We start from the raw sequence: 18,121 nt of genomic DNA on the forward strand, positions 1-18,121 counted from the left end.
CACCATGAAAAACTGTGGTACATGTGCTTGATATGCGAGGCTTTTGGTGTTTAGTGGTTTTGATGGTATGCCAATCGTGGCTTGTGTCGCTTGACTGTTTTTATCGTGAAAGTCTGGAGCCTTCCTTTTATCCCTTCACATCCCCTCACAACCGTGTTGTATGGCAAAAGAAAGACCAGGATTTTTACTTTGCAGGCCCACTTCGACAGACTTCTGAACCAGAAGACCACAGTTTTTCAGCCTCACGCATCAACTATTTTCATCACAAGCCCGAGGGAGAATTCCTCTTTTTCCTTGATCCAGGAGAGCATTGCCTAAGGCCTATCCCAACATGCGCACCACCCATCAAAGCAGCCACATATTGCTCCCCATCCAACATATGTTGAAAACGCTCGACGGCTCAGAAAACACCCCAAAATCAAAGGTCAGTCTTTGCCCAGGGCGCGCGATTCAAAAATTTTCTGAAGCCTAAGGCTTTTGCATCCATGCACTGATGGCGGGGGTCAGCACCCCTTTCCCTGCATCTCTGTCAAAAAAGAGGCGACCTTCGTGCTTCACAATCTCGTTAAGCCGCAAGACAGGACCGCGGATAAGCGCGATGTCTTGATGCACGTCGATCACCGATGCTGCAGCCTCCCCTGCTCCGCACACCACAGACTGTCCACGCTGAGGCTGCCCCTTTTCACATAGGGCCGGAAAGACCGATTTGTGAATCTGCCCACGGTGAAGGGTGCGCGCAATCAGCTCTTGCCCCAGATAACACCCTTTTTGCTCGGCAATGCCGTAGAGGTGATGGAGCCCATACTCAAGAGGGATGGCCTTACCAGGTTCCATGCTGGATGTGTCAGCCACCCCCAAGGATAGCTGGTGCCTTTGATACGTTGCTTGTGATACGAGAGGTCCATTCTTTGAGGCATGCTCCCCTGCTGCGCTTTGCCACCCCTTGGGGGCCACCATCCTCACCCCTAAGGCAGGCAGACGGGGATCCCCAAAACACAAACCATCTTGAGGGGGCGTAACCGCTGCGGGAAAAGAAGAAAGTTCAGAACCTCCGACACAAGACCCAAAGGGGTGGGGTGAAAACAAGGCAACCACGTCATACGATGAAGACACATCCTCAAAGGTCACGCGGCTGCGCAGACAATAACGCTTTAATGTATGCAAAAGCTCGTCTAATCGCGTGCATGCCACATCAAGCAATAAACCCTCATGGTGATTGATAAGGAAAAAATCAAACAAAAAGCGCCCCTGTGGCGATAGCAGAAGGCTGTAAACAGCTTTCTGCGTGCGCAAAAGAGACATATCTTGTGTGATCAGCGCTTGTAAAAACGTGTGCGTATCAGGCCCGTGAATAGAGATCAGGTGCCTGTCAAGCACCGCCATCATGGGGGGTGCGCTATGCGTTTGTGGGGTCATATGCGCCTCTTTTCCTCAGCCCACGCACAATAAGGATACACAGCATAGGCTGCATACAACATACACGGCGACCCGAATGAAAGGGCCAAACGCAAGCCATAGCCTGTGAGGATGTAAGTGTGCCAAAACAAAGGCAGCGCCAAAGGCTGCGTCGTGAATACCCGCCACGCAAGCCATGAAAACACCAGGTGATCAAGAAAGCTGGCCACCGCTGTGGAGAATAGCCCTCGAAACCACAAAAACCGGCCACGCGTCCATGAGCGCAGGGCTGAAAACACATAAACATCAAGGCTTTGGCTTAAAAGATAGGCCAAAAGGCTGGCAGCAAAAATGCCCGGCGCTGGGGTAAACAGCACTTCAAATGCCCTTTGCACAGGCATGTTATAAGGCACGGTGGACATCCACATGGTGGTCAGCATCCATGCTGTCATCAACACGCTTGAGGTCATCGACACATACAAAGCGCGATAGGCCCTATGGGCGCCAAAAAATTCTACGATCATATCAAAACACCAAAAAAGCGAGCAAAAAACCAAGGTGCCCTGCACCATCTCAAGAGGCCCGCTGCCAAAGGTAGCCACTTTGAGCACCTGAATATTGGCCGCCACCGTGCCCACAACCACATATCCCAAAAGACCTGCATGCCCAAAGAAAAAAAAACTTGCCAAAAGGCCTGCAACGCAGACGATACCTTGCACAGCGAAGAAAAATTCTGACACAAAAAAGAGAGAGGTCACATGCATAAAGAGTCGGAAAAAGCGCGCCGGGAAAAAGCTTTTTGAAAAAATCTATATCTGGATGTTGACGTCACGCGGAAAAAAAAGCAATATCCGATGTATTGTCAGCTGTAGTATCAAAACTAGGGATTAATTGAGGGGTTTATCCATGAAGAAAAGTGAGTTTGTGCACGCTGTGTCTGAGCAGTCTGGTTTGACAAAAGTCGACGCAGGAAAAGCTGTGGATGCATTTGCTTCTGTGATTGAGCGTGAGCTCAAGCGCGGCGGTGATGTCCGCTTGGTCAATTTTGGCACCTTCTGCGTTGTCAAGAAAAAAGAGACTGAAGGACGCAATCCAAGAACAGGCAGTGTGATTAAGATTCCCGCCCGTGTGTTGCCGAAGTTCCGGCCGGGCAAAGGTCTTAAGGACGCTATCGCTAAGTAAAAAGTCACCACGCATGCCTTGCCACTGTAGGAGTTTTTTTCTGTGGTAGGTATGTTTTTGGTTCTGACGCCCTTTCTGGGTGTGCTGTGTTCTTTAGCATTGTTTCCGCTTTATGCGCCTCGCTTTTGGGAGCGTCGCATGGGATGGGTTTCTTTTCTTTGGACCTGTCCTTCTTTTGCATATCTGTGGTATATGCATTCCTTTAGCCGCGCATGGGGTGTGGTGGGAACGGTCGCCTTTTTAGATTTTTTGCCTTTTATCGGCTTGCTGTCTACGCTTTATGTGTTAGCAGGGGGGCTTAAGTTACACATTAACCTGGCAGCAACCCCGGCACGCAACACGGGGATTCTGGCCTTTTTTGCCTTATTGTCTGGTTTTTTTGGCACCACGGGATCGGCCATGCTTGGTATCCACCCCCTATTGTTGGTGAATAAGCGACGCCTTCACAAAACCCATACGGTGATTTTTTTCATTCTGCTTGTGTGCAATATCAGTGGTGGGTTTTCGTCGGTGGGTGATCCACCTCTTTTTTTGGGTTTTTTGAAAGGCGTGTCCTTTCTGTGGCCTACACAAAACCTTTGGTGGCCCGTGTGTTGTATGACGCTGGTGCTCTTGTTGATCTATTTTCTGCTAGATCTCTATTTCTTTAAACGTGAACCCGAAAAGGTGCAGGCGCCTGTGGCGCGCCGCCGTTTTCATGTTGAGGGCACGGCACAGATCGGGCTTGTATGCCTTGTACTTGCCACCCTCATCCTCACACCGTTTTTGTGCACCACCTTGCGTTTTGTCCATCAAGAGTGGGTTCAAGAAGGCGTCAAACTCGTCATTTTTAGTTTGGTGATCACCTTGAGTTTTTACATCACCCCCATGGACTGGCGGCGGCGTCACCGATGGACGCTTCACCCCCTCAAGGAAGTCTCCATTATCTTTCTGGCCATTTTTATCACGGCCCATCCCATTATCACCCTGCTTGGGCAAGGTGCGAACGGTCCGTTTGCCTCCCTGCTGGCCCCCCTCAACACAGCTGATGGACAACCAGCGGTGATGGCTTATTTTTGGCTGACGGGGATTTTCTCTGCATTTCTGGATAATGCGCCCACCTACCTCATTTTCTTCGGCGCGGCGGGAAGCGACCCTGCTTACCTCATGAACGAGGGGCGCACCCTCTTATCAGCCATCTCTCTTGGCGCTGTCTTTATGGGCGCCATGACCTATATCGGCAACGCGCCCAACTTGATGGTGAAACACATTGCAGAAGAAGAATATAAGGTGCCCATGCCCAGTTTTGGCCGTTATACGCTTTATGCCTTATGCCTGTTGCTGCCTTTATTTTGGCTTATGATTCCTTACCTTCTTCCATCGTAGCCGCGATCCATCAAAAATGGTCCCCATTTTGCTGTACCTTGAATATGGTTTTGGGTGTTTCGTATGCATGTTTGGTTCGCCTGTTTTGTGGGACTCCTGCTGGGCCTCATGGGATGTGTCCATCGGGAGTCCATTGAAAAGAAACTGACGCCCGCCCTTGAATGCCGCGGCATGGAGCTGTATTTCCCCAAGGACAACAGCCGCGACCCGTACAAAGAAACCTATCCTGATGATCTGGCGCCTTGGGAGGAAACCTCTGCCCTCCTCACCTATGACAGCACCCTCTCGCACCGCACCTATCTCTACCGCCTCTCTTATACAGCCACCCTTGCTGAGGAAGGTGATGAAGCACCCAAAGACGATGACGACAAAGAAAGCGATGGGGATAAAGACGATAAAAAAAACAGCCCCCCGGATCGCCACCACATCACGCACTTTGTCAAAACCCATATCCCCTTCCCCCGCTTCCAAACCGTGAAGATCCGTTATTACAAACATGCTCCCCTTTTGTTTGAATGGGTCTCTGACCTTGAGATGTGCCCCACACTCTAAAAATCTTTTTTAGATTAAAAATTTTATTTCTCGGCCAATTTTTATTTTTTTTATACAATTTTGTATTTTAATGTAGCTAACGCATGCCGACATGCGCTGGTTGTTTGTTGTGAAAGTGGTTCCGATGGTTCATCCCAGTTTAAAAGTTCTTTACTCTCCCCCGGGTTTTGCGTTTTACAAAGATTGGATGCGCATTGGATGTATTTTTTTCGTTTTGTGGTCTGTGTCTGAGGTGGGGCTGGCTGCGGCCCATGCCCGGGCGTGGGTTTTTTATATAGAAAGGGCCTTGCTCACCACCATGCTGGTGTTTTGCCTTCAGTTTTCCCTTTTTTCTAAGGTGCCCTACATTCTCGATCCGGGGTTTTTGAACCCTAAAAAACATTTCACCTTCAAAATGCGTTTGTTTTTGCTTTCAGGTCCCTTGGGCACCTGGGGCAGCCTTGTGTTTTTTTTGATCGGCACACAAACGCTCATCACCTTTTTGTGGCAGCAACCCACCTTATGCGCGCACCATTTTTTTGCGGCATTTTTAGGGCTGCACATTCTCAGCTTCTTTCTGGCCATCCCCCGCTTGTGCACGTTTTTTCCCATTCATTTTTATCTCAACCACCACCGCCCCATGAAAAGCGCTTACCTTTTTTCCTCCAACTGGCGGTTTTTTCTGTTGATGGTGCTGCTGCTGCCCGTGTTATGGATGGGCATCAAGCTGTTTGCGGTGGTGCCTCTCACACCATCCATCTTGCCGCTTCAGCCCTTAGGGTTTGTGGTGTACTTATGTACGCTTTTTGCCACCTACACCTCCTACACAGCCCTCACGGGATTAGCGTTGATTCAAGAGGAAGAGAAGAAAACCCGTGAAGCCGGCGTGCCCCTCTCAGCCTCACCCACCCTGTTTCTTGAGCACACCTCAGAAAACCAGAGCGATACGACCCCCGTCATGTCTTAAGGAGTTTGTTTATGTCTACACCCCTCCCCTCCCACACTCAGCCTGAAGCGTGGTCTTCCCTGCCGAAACTGCCCGTTTGGGGCCTTTTAAAAAAAAGCTGGCATCTGATCCTAAGCCATGACACCTTATGGCGCTTGATGGCGATTTTTTCGGTCATGGTGTTGGCCCCCCTGCTTTTTGGCGCCTATGCTGTCCACACCATGACCAGAGGCGAAACCTATATCCTGACAGCATTGCAGGTGTTGTCCGCTTTTGGTAGCTACGGCGCCTATGCTGGTTCTTTCTTTATCACCCTGCCTGTGCTTGACATTGCCCTTGGCCGCGACACACACGTGCGCACCTTCAAAGAGATTTTGAGTCTCGCTTACCTCAAACCCCTGTTTGGCACTAAGCGCTTTGCAAAAATTGTGCTGCTGATTGTGGTGGCTGCTGCGCTTCCCATGCTCCCTTCCTTGCTCACCATCCCTTTCCACAAACAGGGGCCTGCCACGACACAACGTCCCATAAAACCTGCCGCCCCCATCACATCTTCACGGGTTGTGTCAAAAAAAGAGCTGAATGCAGAAGGCCAGATTGTGCGTCACCACATCAAAACGGTCACCACAGTGCATGAAAACACCCCCTCGGCCCATGTGGTTCCCCAAGGATCACACACAATACAAACGCAAAGCCATGATTCGACCTCAGGCAACTCACTCCTCCTGTCCATCCCCTTCATCGTCATGCTCATCCCCTTCATCATCATGTTCATCCCCATGATGTGGCATGTTGTGAGCCTTTATGTGACCACACGGTTTTTACCGCTTTATGGAAGCTTGGCGGATGAAAAGCCTAGGCCCGTATCACGGGCATGGCATCTGTCGCGACACTCTTTTTGGCGCCTCTTTTTTGCAAGCGTGATGACAATAGCCTTGTTAGGCTTCCTAGGAGCTCTGTTGCTGGGGCTGACCTTGCCGTTCACCCCCACCTTGGGGGGCAAACTGCTCGTGGCGCTTCCCCTGGCCGCCTGTATCGGGGGGATCAATATCTTCTTATATGTCTATTACGGCCTTGCCTACCGGTTTTTGGAAGACACCCGCGGGCCCTTATTAGACAGGGGGTTACTGACCTCCCAAGGGGCGACCCTAAACGCGACAAGGGTGGCGCCCACCCCCCAGCAAAAAAACCAGCAAAAAGGCACCCCAAAAGGTCGTTCTTCCAGCGTGGGCAAAACGCCTCCTGCCAAGGCAAAACCACGCACGGCGGTGCGCAAACCAGCGCGTCCAAAGAAAGCCTCCACAAAACCACGCACACGCAAAGGAGGCACACCAAAACCACCCACCCAAACATAGCCTTAAGGCTGAGGGTCTGCCATGCAAGGGCCCGCTGCCAGGAAACACAGCAAAAAAGGGGGACACACAATAAGGGGGGAGAAAGGACGCCGCGTTGAACACTTTTTTACCCCCCAAAGACACAGCCACCAATGGCAACCGCTGCCCCTTGTGCGGCTACGGAATCTCGCTGGCCCGTGTGTTCAGGTTGGTCTTGTTTTATCTCGAAGATGCGTGGTATCCCTTGATGCGCATTTTTTTGATCTCGTGCAGCGTGTTGATCCCGCTGGCCTTGGCCCTTTATGGGCTTATAGGGGCGCCCCCTTTTGACATCACATGGCCCTTGGCGCTGCTAACCCCGGGGCTTGAGATGCACGCTTCATGGAAAGCGTGGGGAAAGCTGGCCACATGGCTTGTGTTTTCGTGGGGGCTCTTTACCCTCATTGCGCGCCAGGTTTTTGCGTGGTTTCATACCAAAGAGCCACTCACCTATGATCAGCTGTGGGGATTTTCAAGGCAAAATCGTTTGTGGTTGTTGGGTTTGGTGGTGCTCTCTGCCTTGGGATCGGCGGGACATTGGGTGAAAGAATCGTGCCCGCAGGATGTGTGCCAACGGCCCACGCAGGTGATTGCACTGCGCACAAAGGCCAATCAAGGGCCGCAGCTGCCGCCCACGTATCTCTCCACCCAAAGCATTGATCGTGGCGACACCATTCATCAGCATGAAGTCAACATTGGCGCCTGCCAGGTGGGCATCAAGGGTGCAGGGTATGTGTTTCAAAACATCATTCCTCACATTTTTTGGGGACGCGTTTTCCATTACATTCTGGAGGGCGCGCTCACGGTTATAGGTCTGTATCTGATTGCGCGGCTCATCTTGAGTCTGGTGTATATCGCCCACAAGCATCCCTTCCCTTTTGCCTTGGCCTTTAAAAAAGCCCGGCGCGCAACGGGTCTTGTGTTTGTGGGCAGTGGCGTAATCGTCTTGCTCTATCTCTTTTGCCGCGAGGTTATCCAGCTTCTGTGGGGGCCACATGCTATGCTGGGCCTGGGCCTAATCCTCACCCTCAACACAGTCCTGTGGACAATGGTTTACAGCCTGTTTCTCGTGGTTTTTGCCCATGTGCTCACCACCCAAGGCAGCAACGGGCGCACCCGCTTCTAGATCCCCAAAGATCCAGGCAAATACGCCCCAGACCACATACAAGGCCAGCAGGCTCACTATGATGTCTTCTCACAGGCACAGGCGCGCATAAGATTCCTTATGCAGAGCCTAAAACACACCCATCCTGAGGGAGCAAGCTCTCTACTGCCAACGCCTTACTTTTTAGGAGAGGGGGAAGATGCCTTGGTATCCTTGGTCTCGCTTGAGGCTTCACCCGCCAAGCCTGCAGACACGCCCAAGATCTCACGCAACGTAGCGCCGCTGTCTGACGAGCCGTGTTTGCTCATAAGCTCACGCTCTTCTTCAAGCTCCCGGGCCTTAATGGACAAGGACACCGAAGAACCCGCCTCAAGAGACATAATCTTCGCATCCACCTTTTCACCCACAGCAAAACGATCTGCCCGCTGCTCACTGCGGTCACGCGACAAGTCACCACGGCGGATGAAGCCCGTCACCCCATCATCGCCAAAAGAAACCTCAATGCCTTGGTCCACCACCTTGGTGATCACACAGGTCACGATGTCCCCCTTGCGGAGAGATTTTCTCTTTTGAGATTCTGGGTCATCCGAAAGCTGTTTCACGCCCAAAACGACCTGCTCTTTTTCAGGATCCACGCGCAACACCTTCACGCGAATAGGATCCCCCTTGGCATAGGCAGCCAACGCATCTGCATCACTTTTGTCCCACGACAAATCGGCAGCGTGCACAATGCCGTCCACATCACCAAACACTTCTACAAACAAGGCGAAACCAGTAATGTCGCGGACTTTGCGCTCCAGCACCGTGCCCACGGGGAAGTCTTTTTGAATCACCTCCCACGGGTTTTGCTGGCACTGCTTAATGCCTAAAGACAAGCGCCTGCGGCCTTGATCAAGCTCGAGCACTTCCACTTCCACCTCTTGTGAGGTTGATAGCAAACGCGCGGGCTGGGTGGATTTTTTGCTCCAACTCATCTCAGAGACGTGGATCAACCCTTCAATGCCCGATTCAATTTCCACAAACGCGCCATAATCGGTCACATTCGTCACGCGGCCTTTCACGCGGCTGCCCACGGGATATTTCTCAGCCACACGATCCCACGGATCTTCCTTAAGCTGCTTAAGCCCCAAAGACACACGGCCCGTTTCCCGATTAAAGCGAATAATCCGCACATCAAGCTCTTGCCCCACACTCAACACATCCCGCGGGTTTTGAATGCGTTGCCACGAAATATCTGTGATGTGCAACAAGCCATCCACACCCCCAAGATCAATGAAGGCACCATAATCTGTGATGTTTTTAACCTCACCACGCACAATTTGGCCTTCCTGCAAGCGCGAAAAGAGCTCTGCGCGGCTCTCTGAGCGTGAATCTTCCATCACAGCCCGGCGAGACACCACAATGTTGTTGCGCAAACGATCCATCTTCAGCAAACGGAACTGAAGCTTCACATCCATGAGCGGAGCCAGGTCTTTCACGGGGCGCACGTCGATCTGGCTGCCGGGCAAGAACCCGACAATGCCCTTGATATTCACCGTAAAGCCACCCCGGACACGGCCAAAAATCACACCTTCCACAATTTCGTTCTTTTCATGGCTTTCCTCAAGCTCGCGCCAGGCTGCCTCACGCTTTGCGCGTTCATAGCTTAAGACAATCTCACCATCACGCCCTTCAAAGCGCTCGATATACACGTCCACCACATCACCCACGCTGGGAAGGTGGTCATCATGCCCTTTAAACTCTTTGAGAGGAATGTACCCCTCAGAGATATAGGCATCTGTTTCCGAACGCACATCGACGCGCACGTCCTCATCTCCAACCTCGCGGATATACCCTTTGGCTAAACAGCGCTCAAGTGATTTTTGCCCTCGGAAAAATGTATCCAAAAGCGCGCCAAAATCTTCTCCTTGGTCCAACGCCAAAAAACTCTTCTGTTCTGTGTTCATGTGCTCCTTCGCCCGAATATAGACAACACCTTCAAACGCGCATCCGACAGGCCATGCGCAAACTTTTTAAAGGCATTTACCCAAACATAACCTTTTTTTGAAAAAAACAACATATGTGAAATGAAAAACATAGGCAGAAAAGGTTTACACATGATTTGTGACCCATGCTTGATGGTTTTTTAGATTTTATTTGGTTGATTGATTGAGGTTTTCACAATGACACATGCACATCTCGGACAAAAACATTTCTGCTCAGCGTGTAACACACGTTTTTATGATTTGAATAAAGTCCCCGCCGTATGCCCCAAGTGCCAGACGGTCTCCCTTTTGGCAGATAAGGGAACCATTCAGGCCCCCCCCCACGACGCCACATCAGAGGAAGAAGCCCTCGAGACAAAGGATTATCTCTTTGAGCCCGAACCTTCCCTTGAAGACACCAACGAGCTTGATGATGGGCTTGATTTAAGAGACTTTTCCTCAAAAGAAGGGACGCCGCTCGAAGAGAACAGCTAGCCTTTTGATTCACTTTTTCCTAAACTGCTGGGTATGGATCATGTGAATCACGCTTCCTCTTGTGACGTTGCCATCATTGGCGCAGGCCCTGTTGGCCTGTTTTCGGTCTTTGCCTGCGGTATGATGAAGCTGCGCTGCTGCGTCATTGACACATTGCCCCACGCCGGTGGTCAATGCCAAGAACTGTATCCGGAAAAACCCATTTATGATATCCCCGGCTTTCCCACCATCACGGGCGCCGACCTGATCCAGCAGCTGTTGGCGCAGGCCCAGCCTTTTCGGCCCGCGTTTCACTTAGGAGAAACAGTACTTTCTGTGGCAAGGCACCAAGAGGCGTGGCAGGTGCGCACAGATCGCGGCACGGTGATCACAGCCAAAGCCATCATCATTGCGGCTGGAGCCGGGGCCTTTGCGCCCCACAAACCTCCACTGGATCACCTTGAGGCCTTTGAAGGCACCAGCGTTTTTTATGCCGTCACCGACCCTAAGCAATTCTCAGGCAAGCATGTTGTCATTGCCGGCGGTGGTGACTCGGCCGTGGATTGGGCCATTTCTTTGTGTGCACATGCCCAGTCTGTCTCTTTGGTCCACAGGCGTAACACGTGGCGCGCGGCACCTGAAAGCATTGAGCGTCTCCAAACGTGCGTCTCAGATAAAAAAATCACCCTCTTTACCCCTTACCAACTGGCCAGCCTCAAAGGTGATAGCCAGTTCGGCACCCTTTCCCACATCGCCATCACATCGCTGCAAGGAGAAGAAACGGTGCTGCCGGCAGATGTATTGCTGGCCTTTTTTGGCCTAAAAACTCAACTGGGCCCACTTGAATCTTGGCACCTCACCCTTGAGAAGAAGAAGATTGTCGTTGACCCCACCACGTGCAAAACCAACCAAGACGGCATTTATGCTGTGGGTGACATTGCCTCCTACCCACACAAACGCACCCTCATCCTTACGGGCTTTGCCGAGGCTGGGCAAGCCGCCGCCGCCATTTACCGCCAACTGAACCCAGAAGGTGCGTTGCCCTTTGGTCACTCCACAACGCGCGGCATCCCCACATTGTCCTAAAGACACCAATCCTAAAGACACCAAATCTTCTTTTGAATGCGTTCACAGAAAAAAGGCTAGCTTGCCCGTTGCATGGCAGATGTTGTAAACGCTTCCACAGACTGCTTTGAAAAGTGGCACGAAAAATAAAGACGATCTTTATGAGAAGAATGGATGTTCAAGCGACAGTTAACGGGCGCCGCAAAGCGCGCCAACAGCCCAAAACCCAAAGCCCACGGACGAAAGGTGTCCAAACGCTGCGATAAACTGTCCGTTTCTTTGGTGGCCACCTGACTAGATATGTGCATAGACACACCCCGCCCCGAACGCGTCATGCGCAAGGTCACCAAGGCTCCAGGCTCTGCCTCTTGAAAAATATACCCCAAGGCGCGCCACAAGAATTGGGTAAAGAGTGCCCGATTCATCACAAACCACACATCAAAAGCCCCCATCATTTGAAGACGGAGCCTTTTTTCTGTTAACAGCCCATCAAACAGGGAAAGCACCTCATCGAGAATATCTGAAAACCCAAAACTGTCTCGCAAAATGGCCAAATCTCCTGAGAAAATCTTACGCAAATCTTTAAATGCATCTGTCAAAAACTGTGACGACACCCATTTTGTTTCTTTCCGGGCTTCTGATTGCAGCACAAGGTCGTGCTCATACACAGATTGGTGCTCGACAGATTTGATCAAATTATCAAGACGCACCGAGAAGATCAGGCGCTCAAGTGCCAAAAGACGTGATGATTCCTTTTTTAACTCAATGGTTTCAAGCTGAGCCGTCACGTCAGAAAACCGGATCATATGCTCACCATCAGGCAAGGGAGCATAACACACCTTGATCACACGATTTTTTTTGCACAGCATAAACCCCGTTTGTGTGAGCCGCTTTTCCAAAAAAGAGGTCAGCATGTTGCGATAAAAGCGCCTGTGAGCATAGGAGTAAAATTTGTCCTGCACAAGCGAAAAGAGGGTGAAGATGTTTTCCCCCTTAAGTGACCGTGCCTCAGCACCTAAAAACCACAACGATTGCAGCGCATGGTTAAGCAAAAAAACCCGCTGGTCTGCCAGCACAATGAGCACACCCTCCTCTGATTGATTGACCACAGACTCTAGCAACGTCGACAACTCATTACGACGACGCTTAAGACGCAGCCTTTCTGTGACATCTTCAAAAAAGACGAGACAACCAGAAAAAGGATGGGGGGTGAGCACCATGCGCACAATGCCCTCATTGGGGAGGTGAATAAACTCTTCATGAGGGGGACGCTCCATCACAGAAAAGAGCGGGAAAAACTGTTCTTTATAGGATGCAAAATCCAACACTTCAGGAAGAAGACGCTTTTCTCTAAACAAATCAAGAATCTCTTCCCACAAGGGATGATCATTTAACCACGACTCATCAAGACGGAACATGCCTGAAAAAGCACTGTTAAAGGACACAAGGCGCCGCTGTGTATCAAAAATGCCCACACCCATAGGCAGGGCTCTAAGCAAGCGTTCTGTATGGCGCTTTTGCTTTTCTGCCAGCTCTTGCGCATCAAGGTGATCTGATATCTCAAAAGCCCAACACCACACATGCTTGTCTTGCACAGGTAATGCGCATACATCAAAGGCGCGTTTGCGGGCAAGCACCGTCTGTACACACGTTTGACGGCCTGCCGTGCCTTGGCTTACCACCCCCTCAAGAAACACCCGAAAATCTTGCCCAAAAGGAAGGCCCTCCCCCCCAACAGCAAGGGCAGTCTGTTTTTGTAATTCTTGAAACAGAGCATTCCCATAGGTGACCTCTTGAGAAGGCACATGGATCTGGAACATCAAGAAAGGTGCTTTGTTCGCATCACCATGCCCGATGTGCATGGCCCTCTTTTCTTTAAGCTGGGGCAAATCTTTTTCAACAATCACCACAAAAAAGGCACGTAACCATTTTTGAGGCATGATCGACACAAGAAAGGGAAGAGCTTCTAATAAAGAAGGGTAGCCTTTTTTGCGTTCAAAAAAATGAGACACATGGCCCTTGATACGTGCCAGGGCATCTTCATGATGAACATGAGGGGCTAATACGTGCCAAAGCACCAACTCGTGGTCGTAACCGAACGCTTGGACAAAGGAAGGCGACGCCGCCAGAATGCGCCCCGATTTATGACACCAACACCAAAGCCCGTGACCCGCAGAAAAACGCAGCGAAAAAAGACGCCCCACCCATAAACACAAGGGCTGAAAAAAAACACCAGATAAGATACTCATTATTGTGTTATCTTCGATTGGAGCCAAATCTGACCGCACACTGTTAAGGCACGTCTCCCGCAACCTTAAGACTACCCTTCTTTTTTCATAAATTTCAAGAAAATTTAACTGTTTTTTTACCTTTCATGAAATCTTCTTTTTTTTCTCCCTCTGTTAATGCGCAGCTTGAACGCTATATCATCCTCATCCATCAGTGGAACGCCCATATGAACCTGGTGGCTCCCGGCGAGCTGGCAAACAAAGATTTTTTTTTCACACGTCATATTATCGACAGCGCTCAGCTTTCACGCCACCTACCTCCCACCTCTCCCCTTGTGGACATAGGCACAGGCGCAGGGCTGCCCGGCATTGTGCTGGCCATGATGGAAACGCGCCCTGTGCATCTTGTGGAGCCCCGAGAAAAACGCATACTGTTTTTAGAAAAAGCGTGCGCCCACCTAGGCCTTCACCACGTCACCCTTCATCATGACCGCATCGAACATCTCTCCCTCCCTGAGGACAGTGTTTTTGTCAGCCGGGCCTTTCGTCCCTTACCTAACGCCCTGCCCCTGTTAAAGCGACACCTGAGGGAGGAAACCCATTATCTCTGTCTTAAGGGGGCATCGTGGTCAAAAGAAGTGGCCGATGCGCAGCAGGGTTGGCATTTTGATCTTGCAGATCACCCCAGTTTGACGCATGCTAAATCCCGTATTTTGCACTTGTCTCGCATAAGGATCGCGTCATGAGCACCATCATCGCGCTTGCCAACCAGAAAGGTGGTGTCGGCAAAACGACAACGGCTGTCAACCTTGCCACTGCGTTGGCGGCTACAAAAAAACGGATTCTATTGATTGATTTTGATCCCCAAGGCAATGCCAGCACAGGGCTTGGTCTTTCGTCCGATCGTCGTGAACACAATAGCTACTCTTCTCTGTGGTCCCCTGAAACCATTGAACAAGCCATTCATCCCACCGAAGTACCCTCCCTTTCCTTGTTACCGGCTGTGCCTGATTTAGCTGCGGCAGAAGTAGAGCTGGTGGCACTTCAAGATCGCCATGAACGCCTCAAAAAGGCGGTGCAACCTATTGCGGATGATTACGATTTCATTTTTATTGATTGTCCCCCATCCCTAGGCTTGTTGACGCTCAATGCGCTGGCCTGCGCCCATAAGGTGCTGATTCCACTTCAGTGTGAGTTTTATGCCCTTGAAGGCTTGTCGCACCTTTTGAAAAGCATTGAACGGATTCGTGCGCGCATTAACCCCAGGCTTGATATTCAGGGCATTGTGCTGACCATGTATCAAAAACGCAGCCTTCTCAATCAGCAAGTGGCGCTTGATACACAAGAGCATCTTGGTCATAAAGTGTACAAAACCCTTGTGCCCAGAAATATCCGCGTTTCCGAAGCCCCATCTTTTGGAAAACCCGCCCTGTTATATGATATGCACTGCTCAGGATCCAAGGCCTATCTTTCTCTGGCGCAAGAGTTTATTCAACGTGAAAGGTGCGCACCATGACACATCCCACAACGCAGCGGCGTAAGACATTGGGGCAAGGCTTATCCGCCCTACTTGACCACACCTATGAAAGCAACCGCCCCCTTGGCAACGAGATTACGTACTTCAACCCTGAACAGTTTGTGATGGGCAAATACCAACCCAGGCGGGCTTTTGATGAAGCTGCCTTGGCAGAATTGGCCGCTTCTATCAAATCTCAAGGCATTTTGCACCCTGTCATTGCGCGCTATGGCGAGCAGAATGATGTGGAGCTCATCTCAGGTGAGCGGCGCCTGCGGGCTGCCCACATCGCCGGCCTTAAAGAAGTTCCTTGCCGCCTCTTAGACATTTCTGAAAAAGATGCGTTAGAGATCAGCCTGCTTGAAAATGTACAACGTGCAGATCTCTCCCCCATTGAGGAAGCCCGGGGCTATGACAAGTTGATTCGTGACCTTGAGTATACGCAAGACATGTTGTCAGAAAAAGTGGGCAAAAGTCGCACCCACCTCACCAACATGTTGCGTTTGCTTAAACTCCCCCTGTCAGTACAAGAATGCATTAACAAGGGTGAGCTTTCTGCTGGTCACGGGCGCGCCTTGGTGGGACTTGACGGGGCTGAGGGGTTGGCGGAAAAAGCGATCCACCAAGGGTGGAGTGTGCGCCAAACAGAGCAAGCCGCAAGCCAGATCAAAAAAACGGGCACCCATGACCTCAAACCCAGTGCATCTCCCCTGACACATCCAGAAGAAGAAGCCTTAAGCCATCAACTCAAAGAAATGACGGGGCTTGATATTGCTGTGAAGTTGAAAAAGCATGGCGGTTTTATTCAAATGCATTTTAACAATCCGCGCGATCTGGACATGATTTTTCAAAAACTCACCGCCGCTTTTACCCGCCCACCCTCAACTTCTGCATGAGGGGACGCTTCTTTTTATCGTTTTTATGAGGCCATGGTTAAGACGTCCGCTCCCAACACCTCCCTTCGCCCTGCACACTCTCTTTGGGTATACGCGCGCGCGTTCTGGCTGATGCTCTTCCTTTTTTTGTGCTGGCACGCACCGTGTATCTCAGCACCCGTGCACTTCCAAAAAGGCTCTCTTGTGCGTGATTGTGAGATAGAAGACATCCTACGCAGCTATCTCGACCCCATCCTCATCAAAGCAGGCCTGAACCCTGCCACTGTCCGTATGTTTTTGGTGATTGATCCCACCATCAATGCGCTGTCAGCGCCAGGGCCACTCATCTTGGTGAACACTGGGCTAATTTTGCGGTGCACACGAGCGGAAGAGCTGATTTCGGTGTTGGCGCACGAAACGGGCCACGTGAAAGGACGGCATATCTTAGGGCGCCTAGAAGCCTTTAAAAAAGCCACCACCCCTTATCTTGTGTCGGTGGGGCTAGGCGCACTCTTGTCAATCTTGACGCAAAATCCTGCCGGGCTTCTTTTAGGCGCAGGTGTGGGTCAGAGTGTGGCCACCGACAGCCTCTTGTCCTTCACGCGGGATCAAGAAATGCAGGCAGACATCATTTCATTTAATCTGCTCAATCAGTTGGGTTGGCCCACCACCGGCACCATCACATTGTTTCAAAAAATTGAAGATCTGAATGCGCTGCTTTATAGCCCCCAACGCAATTATATGCAAACCCACCCTTCGGGGCCTGAGCGTATTCGTATGGCCCAAAAAGCCAACCAGAGCGAACATCACCTCCCCCCACGCTTTCAACAAAGCTTTGATCGGCTGAAGGTCAAAATTTTTGCCTACCAAAACAAACCAGACGCGGTGCGTAAAGATGCTTTTGTAAAAAAATCACCCTTCAAATATTATGCCCTCGCCATCGCAGATTACCGGCAAGGCAGATTCAACCAGGCGCTTCACAACCTTGATCACCTGAAACAGACAGATCACTCGCCTTATATTTCAGAATTTCGCGCTCAAATCTATTTTGAGCAAGGTCAACACAACGACGCCTTAAAAGCCATCAATGACGCACTGACGCACATCAAAAGGCCCCATGCCAGTCTTTATATTCTCAAAGCCCGCATTTGCCTGCAGATGCCCTCTTGCGATGCGCCGGTGGAGGGGCTGTTGCGACAAGCCATTTACCTTGAGCCCTTCAATGCTGAACCTTGGTATTATTTGAGCATTCTGGCGTCAAGAAAACACCATGAGGGCGAAGCACTTATCTATCTCACAGAACATTATGTGCGCCTGGGTGATATCAAGAGAGCCAAAGCATGTTTGACCAAAGCCAAGTGCGTGATCAAACCCAAGGACCCCATGTTTGTGCACCTCAAAGATTTAGATCAGGCCATTGCCTATGCAGCCCGCATCACCTAAGTGAGGCCGCGCTTTTTTGCCAGAGACATTTCTTTTTTAAAAAAAGTGCCGTATGATGGTGCACAGGTTTTCTTTGGACGTTTTCTCATGTCTGTTCTCAATGACCGTTGGATTCGAGAGGCGGCGCTGGAGGGCATGATCTCTCCGTTTGCTGATCGACAAGCCCGTGACGGCACGGTGTCTTATGGATTGTCCTCCTATGGCTATGATGCCCGTGTGGGGGATGAGTATCGCATTTTTACCAACACCAATCACACCCTTGTAGACCCCAAACATTTTGACACCACCAGCTTTGTCACGCACAAGGGGCCTGAGTGTATCATTCCTCCCAACAGTTTTGCCCTCGGCCACACGGTAGAGCGTTTTAAGATTCCCCGTGATGTGCTGGTGGTGTGTTTGGGCAAGTCCACTTATGCCCGTTGCGGCATTATTGTGAATGTCACGCCCTTAGAGCCCGAATGGGAGGGGCACGTGACCTTAGAATTCTCAAACACCACCCCCTTGCCGGCCAAGATCTATTCGTTTGAAGGCGCGTGTCAGTTTTTGTTTCTCAAAGCCAATGAGGTGTGTGAGGTTTCTTATAAAGACCGCGCCGGCAAATATATGAACCAGCCTGCCTCGGTTGTGTTGCCTTTTGTGCAGAATATGAAATAGGACGATAT

General features: G+C 50.8%; 17 protein-coding genes. 13 read left to right on the plus strand and 4 right to left on the minus strand.

Annotated features, from left to right (window positions below; genetic code table 11):
- Positions 1–468: 468 nt before the first annotated feature.
- Both ygfZ and IG82_RS0102205 read right to left on the minus strand, forming a co-directional pair.
- Complete coding sequence (gene ygfZ, locus IG82_RS0102200; RefSeq protein WP_031934011.1) at positions 469–1,416, minus strand: CAF17-like 4Fe-4S cluster assembly/insertion protein YgfZ; 948 nt, start codon at positions 1,414–1,416, stop codon at positions 469–471.
- The gene (locus tag IG82_RS0102205) at positions 1,413–2,153 is read right to left on the minus strand and encodes a queuosine precursor transporter (protein ID WP_216476128.1); all 741 of its coding nucleotides are present in this window, start codon (positions 2,151–2,153) and stop codon (positions 1,413–1,415) included. The genes ygfZ and IG82_RS0102205 overlap by 4 nt, the downstream gene beginning before the upstream one ends.
- 148 nt (positions 2,154–2,301) lie before the next feature.
- Here IG82_RS0102205 and IG82_RS0102210 point away from each other — a divergent pair, with 148 nt between their 5' ends.
- From IG82_RS0102210 to IG82_RS0102235, 6 genes are all read left to right on the plus strand, one after another.
- Positions 2,302–2,577 carry an HU family DNA-binding protein gene (locus tag IG82_RS0102210; protein WP_031934013.1) on the plus strand — a complete coding sequence of 92 codons (276 nt, stop codon included), beginning with the start codon at positions 2,302–2,304 and terminating at the stop codon, positions 2,575–2,577.
- Between the two features lie 51 nt (positions 2,578–2,628).
- Positions 2,629–3,942, plus strand: coding sequence for a sodium:proton antiporter (locus tag IG82_RS0102215; RefSeq protein ID WP_031934014.1), 1,314 nt, complete (start codon positions 2,629–2,631; stop codon positions 3,940–3,942).
- Positions 3,943–4,005: 63 nt separating this feature from the next.
- Positions 4,006–4,494, plus strand: a complete 489-nt coding sequence (locus tag IG82_RS0102220; protein ID WP_031934015.1) for a hypothetical protein — start codon at positions 4,006–4,008, stop codon at positions 4,492–4,494.
- A gap of 124 nt (positions 4,495–4,618) precedes the next feature.
- Entirely contained in the window at positions 4,619–5,440 is an 822-nt protein-coding gene (locus IG82_RS0102225; RefSeq protein WP_156095321.1) for a hypothetical protein, read from the plus strand.
- A gap of 11 nt (positions 5,441–5,451) precedes the next feature.
- Positions 5,452–6,771 (plus strand): hypothetical protein, encoded by a 1,320-nt coding sequence (locus IG82_RS0102230; RefSeq protein WP_031934017.1) that lies wholly within the window; start codon positions 5,452–5,454, stop codon positions 6,769–6,771.
- Between the two features lie 94 nt (positions 6,772–6,865).
- Positions 6,866–7,915 (plus strand): hypothetical protein, encoded by a 1,050-nt coding sequence (locus tag IG82_RS0102235; protein WP_156095322.1) that lies wholly within the window; start codon positions 6,866–6,868, stop codon positions 7,913–7,915.
- A 155-nt stretch (positions 7,916–8,070) separates the two neighbouring features.
- Here the strand turns inward: IG82_RS0102235 and IG82_RS0102240 are convergent, their stop codons facing one another.
- Complete coding sequence (locus IG82_RS0102240) at positions 8,071–9,840, minus strand: 30S ribosomal protein S1 (protein WP_052545612.1); 1,770 nt, start codon at positions 9,838–9,840, stop codon at positions 8,071–8,073.
- A 216-nt stretch (positions 9,841–10,056) separates the two neighbouring features.
- On the opposite strand from IG82_RS0102240, the gene IG82_RS06600 reads away from it, so the two are divergent.
- Positions 10,057–10,353, plus strand: coding sequence for an FYDLN acid domain-containing protein (locus IG82_RS06600; RefSeq protein WP_040333080.1), 297 nt, complete (start codon positions 10,057–10,059; stop codon positions 10,351–10,353).
- Between the two features lie 33 nt (positions 10,354–10,386).
- Positions 10,387–11,418, plus strand: a complete 1,032-nt coding sequence (locus IG82_RS0102255; RefSeq protein WP_135957982.1) for an NAD(P)/FAD-dependent oxidoreductase — start codon at positions 10,387–10,389, stop codon at positions 11,416–11,418.
- A gap of 56 nt (positions 11,419–11,474) precedes the next feature.
- Here IG82_RS0102255 and IG82_RS0102260 read toward each other — a convergent pair whose 3' ends face one another.
- A complete protein-coding gene (locus IG82_RS0102260; RefSeq protein ID WP_031934021.1) occupies positions 11,475–13,646 on the minus strand; it encodes a PAS-domain containing protein in 2,172 nt (723 codons plus the stop codon).
- 125 nt (positions 13,647–13,771) lie between these two features.
- Here IG82_RS0102260 and rsmG point away from each other — a divergent pair, with 125 nt between their 5' ends.
- The 5 genes from rsmG to dcd all read left to right on the plus strand — a co-directional run bounded on the left by rsmG (position 13,772) and on the right by dcd (position 18,113).
- On the plus strand, positions 13,772–14,371 hold the full coding sequence (gene rsmG / locus IG82_RS0102265; protein ID WP_031934022.1) for a 16S rRNA (guanine(527)-N(7))-methyltransferase RsmG: 600 nt from the start codon (positions 13,772–13,774) through the stop codon (positions 14,369–14,371).
- The gene (locus IG82_RS0102270) at positions 14,368–15,141 is read left to right on the plus strand and encodes a ParA family protein (protein WP_031934023.1); all 774 of its coding nucleotides are present in this window, start codon (positions 14,368–14,370) and stop codon (positions 15,139–15,141) included. The genes rsmG and IG82_RS0102270 overlap by 4 nt, the downstream gene beginning before the upstream one ends.
- A complete protein-coding gene (locus IG82_RS0102275) occupies positions 15,138–16,037 on the plus strand; it encodes a ParB/RepB/Spo0J family partition protein (RefSeq protein ID WP_052545613.1) in 900 nt (299 codons plus the stop codon). The genes IG82_RS0102270 and IG82_RS0102275 overlap by 4 nt, the downstream gene beginning before the upstream one ends.
- Positions 16,038–16,220: 183 nt before the next feature.
- On the plus strand, positions 16,221–17,459 hold the full coding sequence (locus tag IG82_RS0102280; protein ID WP_172642860.1) for a M48 family metalloprotease: 1,239 nt from the start codon (positions 16,221–16,223) through the stop codon (positions 17,457–17,459).
- Between the two features lie 87 nt (positions 17,460–17,546).
- On the plus strand, positions 17,547–18,113 hold the full coding sequence (gene dcd, locus IG82_RS0102285) for a dCTP deaminase (protein WP_031934026.1): 567 nt from the start codon (positions 17,547–17,549) through the stop codon (positions 18,111–18,113).
- Positions 18,114–18,121: the final 8 nt, after the last annotated feature.

The sequence above is a fragment of the Candidatus Hepatobacter penaei genome (genome assembly GCF_000742475.1).
Taxonomy (GTDB): domain Bacteria; phylum Pseudomonadota; class Alphaproteobacteria; order Holosporales; family Hepatobacteraceae; genus Hepatobacter; species Hepatobacter penaei.

What these genes read in the sequence shown, in the direction of transcription:
- ygfZ (WP_031934011.1), bottom strand. Translation starts at nt 1,416, where the DNA reads ATGACCCCACAAACGCATAGCGCACCCCCCATGATGGCGGTGCTTGAC.
- IG82_RS0102210 (WP_031934013.1), top strand. Translation starts at nt 2,302, where the DNA reads ATGAAGAAAAGTGAGTTTGTGCACGCTGTGTCTGAGCAGTCTGGTTTG.
- IG82_RS0102215 (WP_031934014.1), top strand. Translation starts at nt 2,629, where the DNA reads ATGTTTTTGGTTCTGACGCCCTTTCTGGGTGTGCTGTGTTCTTTAGCA.
- IG82_RS0102220 (WP_031934015.1), top strand. Translation starts at nt 4,006, where the DNA reads ATGCATGTTTGGTTCGCCTGTTTTGTGGGACTCCTGCTGGGCCTCATG.
- IG82_RS0102225 (WP_156095321.1), top strand. Translation starts at nt 4,619, where the DNA reads ATGGTTCATCCCAGTTTAAAAGTTCTTTACTCTCCCCCGGGTTTTGCG.
- IG82_RS0102230 (WP_031934017.1), top strand. Translation starts at nt 5,452, where the DNA reads ATGTCTACACCCCTCCCCTCCCACACTCAGCCTGAAGCGTGGTCTTCC.
- IG82_RS0102240 (WP_052545612.1), bottom strand. Translation starts at nt 9,840, where the DNA reads ATGAACACAGAACAGAAGAGTTTTTTGGCGTTGGACCAAGGAGAAGAT.
- IG82_RS06600 (WP_040333080.1), top strand. Translation starts at nt 10,057, where the DNA reads ATGACACATGCACATCTCGGACAAAAACATTTCTGCTCAGCGTGTAAC.
- IG82_RS0102255 (WP_135957982.1), top strand. Translation starts at nt 10,387, where the DNA reads ATGGATCATGTGAATCACGCTTCCTCTTGTGACGTTGCCATCATTGGC.
- IG82_RS0102260 (WP_031934021.1), bottom strand. Translation starts at nt 13,646, where the DNA reads ATGAGTATCTTATCTGGTGTTTTTTTTCAGCCCTTGTGTTTATGGGTG.
- rsmG (WP_031934022.1), top strand. Translation starts at nt 13,772, where the DNA reads ATGAAATCTTCTTTTTTTTCTCCCTCTGTTAATGCGCAGCTTGAACGC.
- IG82_RS0102270 (WP_031934023.1), top strand. Translation starts at nt 14,368, where the DNA reads ATGAGCACCATCATCGCGCTTGCCAACCAGAAAGGTGGTGTCGGCAAA.
- IG82_RS0102275 (WP_052545613.1), top strand. Translation starts at nt 15,138, where the DNA reads ATGACACATCCCACAACGCAGCGGCGTAAGACATTGGGGCAAGGCTTA.
- dcd (WP_031934026.1), top strand. Translation starts at nt 17,547, where the DNA reads ATGTCTGTTCTCAATGACCGTTGGATTCGAGAGGCGGCGCTGGAGGGC.